This is a genomic window from Croceitalea marina (genome assembly GCF_042684265.1).
Classification (GTDB): Bacteria; Bacteroidota; Bacteroidia; order Flavobacteriales; family Flavobacteriaceae; genus Croceitalea; species Croceitalea marina.
Genome location: NZ_JBHULB010000007.1, coordinates 412,815 through 426,517 on the forward strand (window position 1 = coordinate 412,815; position 13,703 = coordinate 426,517).

General features: G+C 35.4%; 8 protein-coding genes. 5 read left to right on the forward strand and 3 right to left on the reverse strand.

The window, feature by feature from the left end:
* Positions 1–3,711, reverse strand: coding sequence for a metallophosphoesterase (locus ACFSQJ_RS05865; RefSeq protein WP_377766021.1), 3,711 nt, complete (start codon positions 3,709–3,711; stop codon positions 1–3).
* 53 nt (positions 3,712–3,764) lie between these two features.
* On the opposite strand from ACFSQJ_RS05865, the gene ACFSQJ_RS05870 reads away from it, so the two are divergent.
* Entirely contained in the window at positions 3,765–4,958 is a 1,194-nt protein-coding gene (locus ACFSQJ_RS05870; RefSeq protein WP_377766022.1) for a Pycsar system effector family protein, read from the forward strand.
* A gap of 11 nt (positions 4,959–4,969) precedes the next feature.
* Here the strand turns inward: ACFSQJ_RS05870 and ACFSQJ_RS05875 are convergent, their stop codons facing one another.
* Positions 4,970–7,345 carry a GAF domain-containing protein gene (locus tag ACFSQJ_RS05875; protein WP_377766023.1) on the reverse strand — a complete coding sequence of 792 codons (2,376 nt, stop codon included), beginning with the start codon at positions 7,343–7,345 and terminating at the stop codon, positions 4,970–4,972.
* 115 nt (positions 7,346–7,460) lie between these two features.
* Between ACFSQJ_RS05875 and ACFSQJ_RS05880 the strand changes: the two genes are divergently transcribed.
* The 4 genes from ACFSQJ_RS05880 to ACFSQJ_RS05895 all read left to right on the forward strand — a co-directional run bounded on the left by ACFSQJ_RS05880 (position 7,461) and on the right by ACFSQJ_RS05895 (position 11,484).
* A complete protein-coding gene (locus tag ACFSQJ_RS05880; RefSeq protein ID WP_377766024.1) occupies positions 7,461–8,357 on the forward strand; it encodes a metallophosphoesterase in 897 nt (298 codons plus the stop codon).
* 2 nt (positions 8,358–8,359) lie between these two features.
* Positions 8,360–9,529 (forward strand): helix-turn-helix domain-containing protein, encoded by a 1,170-nt coding sequence (locus ACFSQJ_RS05885; protein WP_377766025.1) that lies wholly within the window; start codon positions 8,360–8,362, stop codon positions 9,527–9,529.
* Positions 9,530–9,626: 97 nt separating this feature from the next.
* Complete coding sequence (locus tag ACFSQJ_RS05890; protein WP_377766026.1) at positions 9,627–10,775, forward strand: acyltransferase family protein; 1,149 nt, start codon at positions 9,627–9,629, stop codon at positions 10,773–10,775.
* A gap of 67 nt (positions 10,776–10,842) precedes the next feature.
* Positions 10,843–11,484, forward strand: a complete 642-nt coding sequence (locus ACFSQJ_RS05895; protein WP_377766027.1) for a hypothetical protein — start codon at positions 10,843–10,845, stop codon at positions 11,482–11,484.
* Here the strand turns inward: ACFSQJ_RS05895 and ACFSQJ_RS05900 are convergent, their stop codons facing one another.
* Positions 11,485–13,674, reverse strand: a complete 2,190-nt coding sequence (locus ACFSQJ_RS05900; protein WP_377766028.1) for an acylase — start codon at positions 13,672–13,674, stop codon at positions 11,485–11,487.
* Between the last annotated feature and the right edge of the window lie 29 nt (positions 13,675–13,703).

A 13,703-nucleotide genomic window follows, 5' to 3' on the forward strand; every position in this document is an offset into this window, starting at 1 on the left:
CTAAAACCCAAACCCTACTCCAAAAGCAAATCGCAATCCATCTGTACTGTTGAACAATCCAAAATTTGCCGAAATTAAATCGGAGCCATTTAAGAAAAAACCTCCTCCATACGAATTGTGCCAAGTATCAGAATCTTCTTCTGGAAGCCATACCCTTCCATAATCAAAACCGCCATAAATACCAGGGGTAACAGGTAATAGACCTGTATTTCTTTTTCTAAAACTCAATCGCAAGTCAGTATTCTGAAAATAGGCAGACTTACCTGTAAAACGTTGAAAACGGAATCCTCTTAACCCATTATTGGCTCCAATACTAGCTCCTTGGTAAAACTCAAAATCATCTCCAATATTAAAATGTCCTTTAAACTTGGTCGCCAATACCAAACTGCCATTGGGAACTAATTTATAGTCAAAAGACAAACTGGGTATAAAAAATCCGAAGGCACGACCAGATTCACTCAAATTGGTTTTGTAGCCGCCATGCAATGAAAAAGCCATCCCCATTGTGGGAAAAGCTTCATTGTCTGAATTGGCGTAGCTATATTCTGCATCAACCCCGAAAAAGTCTTGCTGAGTATCTCTCCCTGTATTGGTAAAAAACCCTTCTATAAAACGATTTTCAGTTTCTTCAACGTCATAATTTTCATAAGAGGCCCCTAACCTTACTTTTGATCCCAAATTACCTCTCCAAACTAATGATGGCGCAAACTTAATCGTTTCAATTTTTACGCGATTAAAATCAAGCTCCAACGGATTCTCCTCATCTGTATTCACCGTTTCGTTACCAAATCCGAAAAAGTTAATTGCAAAATTTGGACTGGTGAACTTAGCTGCCAATTCAAGGTTTATACCTTCAAAAATATTAGCGAATTCCCCTTTATAACCTAAATCAAAGCCACTAGTTGCAAAGTAATACGCAGCATTAATGGTATGTTGCTGTGTAAAAGGATTTTGTCGAAATCCATTAAATGTATAGGTATTGGTCAAACCTACTCGAAAACCATCGTCTGGGTTAAAACCAATGGTCGGCAACAATTGGTTATTACTTGCCTTAATTTTTAAAAACTGATACGTATTGGCGTCATAATCATTGATTTTATGAATTCTACCGCCAAATGCCTCATCATAAGTATTGTTTTTAGTTTTAAAATCATAGGCATGTACGCCGCGGGCTTTTTCATGGATTTTGTACACATCATTATTCTGACCACCAACTAAACGAATCTTTATTTTTCCATCTGTATTATTGACATCAAAAACATCATCATCGTCCAAACCATAAATCCAGATTTCTTTGGTGGTATCGGGACTGTAAACTTTGTCAAAGAACAAATCGGTTTTAGTTCCATTTTTAATTCGAAATGCTTTGACAGCAACACCTCCATTTTCAAGAGAATTGATTACAAAATAATCATCCTTGTCCGTACCTGTAACGACGCTATATTTATTGATGATACTAAAATATTCTTTTGCCGTAGATAGTAAGTCTGATTTTCTGGCCAAAAGCGTTTTCCTTATTTTGGTAACAGTCTCATCCCTCACTTCATCAGGGAATTCACCTAAAGCTTTATCAATAATTTCTTCAGTTATGTTCTTTTGAATAAATTTTGCTTGGTCTTCCCAATCGTGAATAGTAGTTTCCGGCAACAAAGCCATATCTAAGGCAAATGTTCTTGGTGAAGCATTAAATCCTTTTACACTTCGTATTTCTTCATTGAAACCCTCAAAAATTCGTAGCGAAGGCACCGTTCTTGAGGCAAAATTCAATAGCGCACCGTCTCCCCAAATAGAATATGCTTGGTCCCTATCACGGGGTATAGGCCTAAAAACGGTATTTCCGCTATCATCTTTAAATCCTGCCCAACGCCATTGATCCACATGCCTATCCCAATCACCAATCAACATATCGAACAAACGTGCTTTTACATATTCTTTTGTATCAATGCTATATTCTTCATCTTTTCGTAGCTTATTTATAAGGTCATAAGTACTTTCAATCTTTTTAGTTTTTCCAAAACTTTCAAGACTGGTATGTCCCTCTGACACATGCTCTTCAATCATATACAAACTATCACCAAAGTCATTATTGTAATCTCCAAGAGCATTTTGTTTTGGTATGTAATATAATTTAGGATTGGTATGATAGATACCGACCGCATCTGAAAGTACCCCAACAGTAAATGGTGCATAAGGATGCGCGCCCGTATAAATATCCATAAGAAATTTTTCGGTGAACGAGTCTTCAAAGTCCCCAATGACATATTGATTTTGAAAAGCAATTGCCTGTAAATAGCGTTCCGCGCTCTTTCGCAAAGCCCTCATTACAAATTGCCTACCATCTTTATGTTGAAGCCTTAAGGAATTCGATTGGTTTCCCCCACCTTTCTTAATTACCGTTAGCCCTCCGAGTAAAGTGTCTAAAAGCACAGTAGGGGCTTTTACTTTAGTGGCATAATGTTCTCTATATCGATTACCCCAAAGCCATTTATAAAAACCACTTTTATCAATCTCTTCATCAGAATATATTGAGGCCTGCATTTCGGATGGGAACTTATCCTTAAAATCTACTACTTTTCTATTCTTATCAGCTTCTAATACGTTTGTACTGTAGGTCAATTTTTCCTTATCGTTTTCAACTCCAAAAAAATCGACATTTGATGAACCATCTTTAAAGATTTTTAAAATAGCGAACCCCATCTGTCCGGTAGAAAACTTGCTCCCATTTAAAAGTCTGGTCGCGCCGGTTTTTGCTCCTGAACCACTTACGATTTGAGGAATTCCATTCTCTACAATATATTGTAAACTATGCTCATGGCCAGAGGCGAAAATTACCTTTTTAGAATACTGCGCTAGGGTAACTATTCGATTTTTCAGGTGATTGTAGTGTTTATTAGATTGATCTTCAATACTAGCTCCTGAAGTTCTTCTTAAAACGTTGATAAAAGAGCCGATAAAAGGTAATGGCAATCCGCCACCACTGGGAAAAATATGTTGTTTAATGGAAAACTGCCCCCCATGTGAGCCGTAAGTAAACATAGGATGATGCATCACAATAAGCGTAGTTTTGTCAAGATTTTTCTTAATCAAACTTTCCAGTTCTTCAAAAAATCTACCACGGTCCTTAATTTCACAATTGTCATTTATTGTGGGGTGATTGTCCCAGTTAACCAAATACCATTCTGTATCAATAGCAATTACAACAATGTCATCATTAATTTCAATTTTTTCGATTGGACATCCGTTCTTAGGTAAAAACACTTTTTTACTTTCTAGTGCTTTCTGAACGTATTCTCTCTCTCTCTTGAGTCCTTTTAAACCATTACTATACCAATCATGATTACCAGGAATGAAAACAGTTTTTCCTTTAAAATCAGCAACTGTATTAAGTTGGGCATCTATATGGTTTTTTGCATTAGCATGACCCGTTGCATCATCTCTCTTACTTGGGAAGCCTGCAGGGTAGATATTATCACCTAAAAATATCGCAGTACTATTTGAAGGCGCGCCATCTAACTTAGACTTAAAAGATGTAAGAACGGGGTTCATTCCCCCTATTGGCGACAATCCTGCATCGCCAATCAAATAAAAAGTATGTATTGCCTCTTTATTACTATTTACTGATTGCCCAGAAAATTCTTCCGCATATTTGGACTTATTGGTTGCGCAACCTAAAATAAACAATGAAAGTGTGGCCAGGTAAATTTTTTTCATATCGCAGGGCTTCGTTCCAAAATTTTGTATTTTGGATTATTCAATATACAACTATGTCAGAGATTGTTCAAAAAGCTGAAGAATTTGTTACCGAAATTCTTAAAGATAAACTTGATAAAAAATTTCTGTACCATAATTTAAAACACACACAACGTGTTGTCAAAAGCACTAAAGTGCTGCTTGAAAATCATGATTTAAACAATGATGACCATGAAAGGTTACTGGTGGCAGCTTGGTTTCATGATACTGGTTATACCACTGGGGTTGAAAATCATGAAGAAGCCAGCTGTAAAATAGCAACTGAATTTTTAGAAAAAGAAGCCTATCCAGAAGAAGATATAAAAGAAGTAGGAAGTTTAATAATGGCCACAAAACGGCACTACATGCCGCAAAATCTTAGTGAAAAAATAATTAGAGACGCCGATTCTTCACATTTTGCCCAGAAAAGCTATTGGGAAACAACAGACTTTTTAAAAGAAGAACTGAAAATGTTGGGTATTGCCAATTATAGCGAAAAGCAGTGGCGAAATGAGAATATAAAAATGTTCAGAAACGAACATCAGTTTTACACCCCATATGCCAATGAAAATTGGGAAAGTACCAAACAAAAAAATCTTAAACAGCTTCTAAAAGATAAAAAAACCGAGAAAGAAATAGCTAAAAAAGAGCAACTTAAGGCAAAGTATAAAAGTGAAAGTCCTGATAGGGGTATTCAGACCTTATTCAGGGTTACCTTAAAAAATCATTTGACGCTTAGTGATATTGCCGATACCAAAGCCAACATCTTATTATCGGTAAATGCCATAATTATTTCTGTAGCACTATCTAACCTTATCCCGAAATTGGATAATCCTTCAAATGGCTATTTAATTTATCCAACATTAATTTTCATCACCTTTAGTGTTATTTCTATGGTTTTGGCGGTTCTAGCAACAAGACCAAACGTTACCAGTGGAAAATTCACAAAAGAAGATGTAGAAAAGAAAAAAGTAAATCTCTTATTCTTCGGAAACTTTCATAAAATGAGTTTGTCTGAATACGAATGGGCCATACAAGAACTAGTTAAAGACAATAAATTTATTTATTCATCTTTAACTAAAGACTTATATTTTCTTGGTTTAGTTCTCAATAGGAAATATAAAATACTACGACTTACTTATACCATTTTTATAATAGGTATCGTAATTTCTGTACTGGCATTCGGAATATCATTTCGGTTTTTTGGGCCGGATAGAATGGTTTTCTAAACTATTTATAATCAAGCCTTTAATTCCTCCATCAAATCATTATAGGTAAACGTTTTGGCAGATTTTTCATCCTTTTTGTAAAGAATCTCAGCTCTAATGGCTTTGAGCCCTGTTACACCTTGTAAACCTTCTAATTCAACAATTTCAATATTGTTCGTAAAATAGCCTTTTGACTTTAAGAATTTCACATAACGTAAATATTCTTTTTCATCTTTCTTTTGAGAATATACAATAGCAAGTTTACCCTTTTGCGTCAAACGCTCATTGGTTCCTTTGATATATGACTTATCTATTCGTTTTTTAATTATCTCATAGCGCGCATTATAGGTGCCGTCAACATCAAATTTTTTCTCATCCATTCGAAAACGAATGGCAAGCGGAGTACTATACACTAGCATTAAAGAGGCTACATCTAATTGTAAGGGAAGATTTGGTTTTAACTCATAATGTTTATTTTCCATTTCAACCATTACCTGCAACTGCCACAATCTCAAATTATTGAGATAAAGAGAATCGAAATTTCTATCATTTGCAATTTCCTTCCCGATATACATATTATGCTCTACGCCATCAGTCTTATAACGTTCAAAATAATGCGGGAACATTTCTTGCGCCTCTATCTGTTTTTTATCAAGCATAGCGGCCAATTTCTTGTTTATTTCCATAACACTTTCATCGTAATTACGGCGATGATCGTAATACGATTCCGTACCCATATCAATACCACTCTCGTAGGCTATGATTAAGTCATTTAAGTATTTGTCTTCACGCTTTAAATGATGAAATACAGGGTTGATTTCTTCCTGTACAAAGTCGAAAATAGCCTGCTCGCTATTTGTATATAAGGTTTCTTTTATCTCTTCTAAGTAATCATTTACCCGAAATTGAAGCTCTTCATAAATCGGCAATTTAAATTTCTTTAATGCCTCTGATAAAATGGAATTAATCTCTGAAAGTTGAATCATTAAATCTCGCTGAATAGCCAAATTACGTTCCCTTGAAGAATCTTTAATGTCTATTTGACCATATAGCGGATATACATCTTTAAAAACTATTTCTTTAAATGCCGGTTGATTGCCACTAAGTTCATCCGTCATAAATCTTTTGGCCTCTTCTTGAAATTTCCAATAAACCGACGAGTGTACTGTTGTACATTCATGCTGTATGATTGCATCTATCAAATTCTGCTCTTCTTCAATAGATCTTAGTACCGCAGATACAATGTACGGCATAACATCAACGAGCTTATTTGCGTTTATACTATTGAGCTCATTTACCTTTGTGGATACCAATTCTAACACTCCCAAAAGATTTCCTTTATCCGCAATTGGGGCTAGAATAGCACTTTTAATACCTTGTTCATATAGGTTTTTATAGGGTTGAACCTTACCCTTAGATTTCTTATAATATTTCTCCACATTCGAAATAGCGTAATATGTGCTGTCTTTCAATAGCTTTCCATAAGAATAATCACATAACATCGCGTCACATGACTCCATTTCTTGCCCTTTTAAAAGATAACTTTCTATTCCCTTACCATGTATTTTAAGAAATTTATTAGTGTTTGGGTCATAGCCCGCAAAACCTACATTTATTCCGTTCAAATTAAAGAGAGAACTAAATGTGTTTTGAAAATCAAGCATGAAATTATCACTCCCGCGCTTGTTGCTCCCTATGAGAGTCGACTTTATTTCAGAGATGGAATGCTCGGCCGTTACATCGAACATATTAGAAATAACGAAACCTTTTGATATAAAACTATTAGGCGGTATTTTCTCTTTCCAAAGCTCTAAGTCTTCAAAATTCTCTAGTAGTTCATCAACATCGTTCTGATTTAGTTTTTTTGCTTTTTCCGTCGGAATAATCTCCATAAAATCGGCATTGTACAAAATGCGATAATGGCGCATAACACCATTTTTATCAGGAATATCATAAAAAAGCGGTCTTTTAAAATCAAGCATATAGCCATAATAGAAACCCAAAATAACCGTGCATTGCATGATGTAATGCAAATGATCGGGCATATTTCTCATCTCAAGCTCAAAACCCTCTCCTGCATCTTCAATAATTTTTTGAAAACGTTTTGACGAATTAAAGACCAAATTTTCAAATGCTATTGAGGCAGTTTTAATCTCATTATGAGTTAAAACCGGCGAAAAGGTATCTGCCAAAATAGTGCTAATGACCTCTTTTCTTTTCTCCAAAACGGAAAGGTCATCAAAGCCATCTCTTAGTTCAGGATACGGTGCTTGTTGTTCAAGCACATACTTTGCCCTTGCCACCAGCGATTTATCTTTGCTTTTCAGCTGCTCATCATAATGATTAAGGAGCTTATTAAAACTAACCAGCTGCACCATAGGTGCCTCACCATTGTAATCCTGTTTCATACCTCTATTGGTCTCGGTTTCTCTAGTAAAATTACAAAAAGAAGAAATACGTTATTGTTAACGTAATCTTTATGGTTTTGAGTACTTTTTTATGATATTTAAAGAAATTTAAAGCATGTCTTCATTTTCAAGATTGAACAATGCCTACGCCGCCGCAAAGCGGATTTCTTTCAATGATGCTACCAAGTTGGTTTTTTTTAGTGATTGTCACCGAGGCGACAATAGTTTTGCGGACGATTTTGCCAACAATAGAAACATTTATTTTCATGCCTTGAATCATTATTACAACCAAGGTTTTCAGTACTGTGAGCTTGGTGATGGAGATGAACTTTGGGAGAACTTGAATTTTGAATCCCTTTTTGAAGCACATAAAAACGTTTATAAGCTCTTACGTCAATTTCACTTAGAAAATAGATTACACATGGTTTGGGGCAATCACGATATGGTTTATCGTGATCAGGCCTACGTAGACAAACATCTATCAAGCTATTTTGAGCCTATTGATGGGGTAGACAAAGAACTTTTTGAAGGCTTAACCTATAGCGAGGCATTGCTGCTTACCCATGAAAAAACCGGACAGGAAATTTTTTGCATGCATGGACATCAAGCAGATTGGTGGAACTATAGATGTTGGCGTATTGGACGTTTTTTAGTTCGTATTTTATGGAAACCTTTACAGGTTGTGGGTATAGCAGACCCGACTAGTCCTGCCAAAAATTATAAAGAACTTATCAGAATCGAAAAGCGGATTAAACGCTGGATCTTAAAGAAAGATTTAAAAATAACCATCGCTGGGCATACCCATAGACCTCGTTTTCCAGAGCCAGGGCAAATTCCGTTTTTTAATGATGGTAGCTGTGTCCATCCAAGAAGTATAACTGGTATTGAGATTGAAAACGGGCAAATTTCCTTAATTAAATGGCAAATTGCCACCAAGCCAGATGGCACTTTACAAATTGTGCGTTTGGTGTTAGAAGGCCCTGAAAAGTTGGTTGATTATATAGAAAACTAAAATTGGACAGCATTCAGCAAATAATAGACCAGATACCCATAAGACATAATCTTGCGTCCCAGCTTATGTTTTTGGGTGTGGTTCAAGGTTTTTTTCTCAGCTTATTGTTATTTATCCGTACTAAAAATAATTCTGCAATCTTATTCTTAGGTTGGTCCTTATTCTTTCAAGCGCTTGTTTTTCTTGACACTTATTTATGTTATACAGGCCTTATTAAATATGGATTGATTTTTAATGACTCTACCGAATCGTTCGTGCTTATGATTGCCCCTACTTTTTATTTATTTATCTATTGTGCCATAAAAAGGGAATTTCCAGTCTTTAGAAAGCAATTGCCACATTTTATAATTCCACTTTTTTATGCAGTAACCCAATTTTCATTTTATACTGCCCCAAAATCGGTAAAGCTTAATGCATATTTAGGGGCCTACTATGATCAGCTTGAAACTGCAAGCGTACCCGATACATTTAACTACAATTATCATTGGATCAAAGATGAATTTGACTGGCTCATCCTTTTCAGTTTTTCATTCTATTCAATATTGGTTTTTAGATTGGTTTGGAAAGAACGTAGTCGAATAAAAGAAATACCGCACCAAGCCAACTTAAACAAATACTTGTTTACCAGAAACTCAGCAATTTTATTATGTATCTTATTGGGAATTATATTTCTTGTCTTATATAATTATGACGATGATGGTGGCGACCATTATATTGGAATGGTACAAACTCTAATTGCTTTTTCCACGTCCTATGTGATTTTTATGGAATCTCGTTTTTTTGAAAAATCATGGTTCGCGGACAAATACGAAACTTTAAAAAGTCAAACAGTAGATTTTGACAAAATAGAGGGCTATATCTATTCCACGAAATACTTTCTTTCAGAAAAAGCAAACTTAAAAGAGCTTTCGGAAAAGCTGAACAGTAATCCCAACTCCGTTTCAAAAGCAATTAATACTAAGGAAGGAATCAACTTCAACGATTATATCAATAAAAAGCGTGTTGAAGTCACTAAAGAACGACTTCTCGATTCAAATTTTTCCCATTTAACCATTGAAGCAATTGGTAACTCTGTAGGCTTTAATTCTAAATCTGCCTTTTACAATGCTTTTAAAAAACATGTTGGCACTTCTCCATTAATGTTTGTAAAAGGAAGAAAGCACCAAAACTAACCTAAGTTCTCCTGAATTGTAATTCAGTACATTTTCAAAACCAAAAAATTTCAAGATTCGAACCATAGATTTCATCTTTGGCTAAAACAAATTAGTCATGGAAAAAACTATTAGAAGATATGATTTAGATTGGTTACGAGTTATTGTATTTGCCCTTCTTATATTCTATCATGTAGGAATGTTTTTTGTTCCCTGGGGTTGGCATATTAAAAATAACGAAACCTATAATTGGATCCGTTGGCCAATGGCATTCTTAAACCAATGGCGATTGCCTATTCTGTTTGTAATCTCTGGTATGGGTACCTATTATGCCCTTTCAAAGAGAAATTTGAGACAATTTTCTTTAGAACGTATTAAACGTTTAGGCATCCCTCTTTTAATTGGAATGCTACTAATTGTACCACCACAAATTTATATTGAAAGAATCGTTAATAGTGAATTCGTTGGTTCGTATTTAGAGTTTTACCAAAAAGTCTTATTTAGGGGCGGCACCTACCCTAAAGGAAATATTAGCTGGCACCATTTGTGGTTTCTGCCTTATCTTCTATGTTTCTCACTTATTTTAAGCCCAGCCTTTATTTACATAAAAAGAAGAGAAACAAAATTGATTAGTTGGGTGAAAAAATTAATTCAAAAGCCTATAAACCTATACCTCTTCATAATTCCGTTGTACTTGCTAGAAGCCTTTATGGAACCTTTTTTTGATGTTACACATGCTTTGATCGATGATTGGTTTAACTTTAGTTTTAGTATCGTTTTATTTTTTTATGGCTTTATTTTAATTGCCACAGGGCAAGTTTTTTGGGAAAGTTTAAAAAAGATTAAGACAAAAGCCTTGGCCATAGGTTGTTTTGCCTTCTTAGGGCAAGCAGTAATTTGGTCTTTCTTTGAAGACGGCTTCGTAATTCATTTTACGGAAGCCCTACTAAAAGTCACCAATATTTGGTCTTGGATTTTAGTACTTTTTGGTTTTGCTGCAAAGTATCTAAATAAACCAAGTAAGAAAATAGCTTATGCCAACAGAGCAGTTTATCCATTCTATATATTGCATCAAACCATTACAATAACTATTGCTTATTATTTAATCGATTTGAATTGGAGCTTTATTGCAAAATCTTCTATATTGATTGTTGGCACATTTGGACTAAGCTGGTTGATTTATGATTTGATAATTTTAAGAATCCCTTTTTTACACCCATTATTCGGACTAAAAAAGAACCCTTTGTCGAATGTAGCGCAGTTTTAACAGCTCTTTATCAAGACTATGGCAGGGTATTTGTAACTTTATTAATCTATTTCGACTTAGTTTTTACATGAAACATGTTTTTCTATTTCTGGTTTTCATTTTCTTTTGCAATGTCTCTATCGCTCAAGGAGATATTCCTACCACCAAACCTTTAAAGGTTGGTGCCAAGAATAATCTCGATGTTAAAGCCAGTAATAAAGGTACATCATTAAGAATGCCCTCTGTATTGGATGAAAACCTCACCTCTAAAAATAATAAGCCAACAATTCAAATGTTACCTACTAGAGAATTGGTGCGTGCAGGACACGATTTAGTCATTGACCCAAAGGTTGGAGTTAGAGAGAAAAAAGGGTCTAAAGAACATTTTGGAGACCAATATTTAGGCGATGTTAAAACCGGAGCCAAATTTATAGGTATCGTCTGTAGGGACCATGAATATGTAGATGGTGATCGCGTCAAGATTTATTTAAATGGTGAAGTGGTAGAACCCAATATTTTACTCACAGGTTCTTATAAAGGCATAAACATTGACTTAACAAAAGGCTTTAATCGAATAGATTTCGAAGCATTAAATCAGGGGTCATCTGGCCCTAATACCGCTCAAGTCATAATTACCGACGATTTAGGTAAAATCATACATAACAACAAGTGGAACTTATCCACGGGCTCTAAAGCTAGTATGATCGTAATTAAAGAAGGAAAAGAATAATTACTCTCCTGGTCTATATGTTCTTTTGGCCCTTTTTAAAACATCTTCCCTATAATAAGGTACCTCTTTCCAATCCACATAGGCATATTTCTGAATCTGGTCATTAAAATGAGGTGATTTTGGGTCGCCACTTTGCCCACCCGCTAGAATCGTTTTTGCTTTTACTATATCACCAAATTCTACTGCAGCGACAAAACTATTACCACGCGTTCCATAAATTTTCTTTGCCCCGTCGGTGGTATACCTTGCTCCGTACGCTGCTAAAGCACCCCATCTGCCAGAAGCAAACCCAATTGGGATACTTGGTTTACTATCATCAAAATTTTGACGGATATCACCGTTCAATCTTTGATAACGATTTACCTCTCCCCAAGGCATCTGCCATGTTCCAAAGTCTTCATCTAATTTATCTATTACTAATTCAAATAGTTTAATCATATCACTGTCAGAACATAGGTTTTTAGGATTCGAAAGAACCTCCAACTGAGTTGGATATGTTTTCATTTTTCCAGCAAAGCTCCATTTCAAGAAATTAATACCATAATAATTGGCTAGGGTCATCGCAACCGATTTTTTAGAGGTTTTAAAATCCCAATCTTTCAATACATCTATAGCTCCCTGCAGTTTTGGGTTCCTATCATGATGTTGATAATACGCTTTAACTAAACTTGGTATCAAAGATTTAAAAGCCGGCAAATAGGGGTCATGGGCAATTTCAATTAAACTATCCAAGGTATAACCACTCCTATCTTTTAATAATTCTATAGCGTGAACACCACGAAAATTTTCTTGGTCACGAGACATATAATAGGGATAGTCTTCTTTCTTAGGGCTAAATTCCGCTGCCGAAGTGTATGGTGTAGAATTGCAATTTTGAATCCATCCGTTTTCAGGATTTAATACCAATATATTTTCATCTACAGTATGTAAGCCTTGCCAATCTGTCTTTGGATTAAAACCATCCACAGGTTTTGAGTAGTCAAAACTAACATCTCGTTTAGGGACAAAATTCCCATGGAAATAGGCAATATTCCCGCCAGCATCTGCATAGACGGTATTGTTACTGGAGTTGGTTCTAATATCCATCATCTCACGAAACCCTTTGTACCCGTCTTGCTTTGTTCTTATAAAAGATTGTTCTAAAGCTTTTACAGGTTCCCACATCATCGCAGATGCCGTCCACATACCTTCTGCCTTATGAGTTATGGGGCCATGATGAGTTCGGTATGCAGGATACGTTTTTGTTTGCAGACTATCACCTACTTTGTATTTTAAGTTAATCTCTGAAACTTCAACGGGTCTCATTTCTTCTCCATACTGATATATCACCTTACCATCTAGTGAAGTGATGTTTTCCTTAAACTCATCCATCACATCTGTATAGGTAGAAGTATGCATCCAACCTGTTTTCTCATTAAAACCTTGGTAAACAAAAAATTGCCCCCATGTAACTGCTCCGTAGGCATTTAAACCTTCTTCCGAAACAACATGAACCTCTCCCCTAAAATAAAATGAAGTATGCGGATTAATCAACAACATGGCATTACCAGATTGTGTTAATTTTCCCGAAATAGCTATACCATTAGAACCTTGTGGTTCAGCCATCTCTTTTTCTTTTTCAAGAGAAATTAATTCAGCTTCCGGAATCTCCATATTCCCTTCATAAAATGCTTTTATTTTTCTTGTGCTTATTCTTTCAATATCACCGCCAATAGACCCTTCGCTAAAATACATTGGCATCCAAGGCTCAAAACGAGTTAGTAGTTTTGGTTTTACTTGAGGATGCGTATGTAAATAATAGTTTATCCCATCTGCAAATGCATCACATAGCTCCTTTAGCCATTCGGGGCTTTTCTCATAGTTCGCTTTTGCTTCTTCTTCGGTCATAAAAAGTTTAGCTCGTAAATCACTATACAAGGCCTCTTCACCTTCTACTTCAGCCAATCTACCAGTTGCCCAAATATAATTCTGCTCTACACGATTAAAGTCATCTTCACATTGCGCATAAAGCAATCCAAAAACGGCATCTGCATCCGTTTTACCATAAATATGGGGTACACCATAATCATCGCGAATAATTTCAACATTATCAGCTTGTTGCTGCCATTCTTCGAGCTCCGTATTAGGTTTATTATCCGTCTTACATGCAACTACTAGGAGAATTATAAAAATGAAATTAAAGACTCGCATATTTTTAATATTTAATATTATGAAAATAC

What these genes read in the sequence shown, in the direction of transcription:
- ACFSQJ_RS05865 (WP_377766021.1), bottom strand. Translation starts at nt 3,711, where the DNA reads ATGAAAAAAATTTACCTGGCCACACTTTCATTGTTTATTTTAGGTTGC.
- ACFSQJ_RS05870 (WP_377766022.1), top strand. Translation starts at nt 3,765, where the DNA reads ATGTCAGAGATTGTTCAAAAAGCTGAAGAATTTGTTACCGAAATTCTT.
- ACFSQJ_RS05875 (WP_377766023.1), bottom strand. Translation starts at nt 7,345, where the DNA reads ATGAAACAGGATTACAATGGTGAGGCACCTATGGTGCAGCTGGTTAGT.
- ACFSQJ_RS05880 (WP_377766024.1), top strand. Translation starts at nt 7,461, where the DNA reads ATGTCTTCATTTTCAAGATTGAACAATGCCTACGCCGCCGCAAAGCGG.
- ACFSQJ_RS05890 (WP_377766026.1), top strand. Translation starts at nt 9,627, where the DNA reads ATGGAAAAAACTATTAGAAGATATGATTTAGATTGGTTACGAGTTATT.
- ACFSQJ_RS05895 (WP_377766027.1), top strand. Translation starts at nt 10,843, where the DNA reads ATGAAACATGTTTTTCTATTTCTGGTTTTCATTTTCTTTTGCAATGTC.
- ACFSQJ_RS05900 (WP_377766028.1), bottom strand. Translation starts at nt 13,674, where the DNA reads ATGCGAGTCTTTAATTTCATTTTTATAATTCTCCTAGTAGTTGCATGT.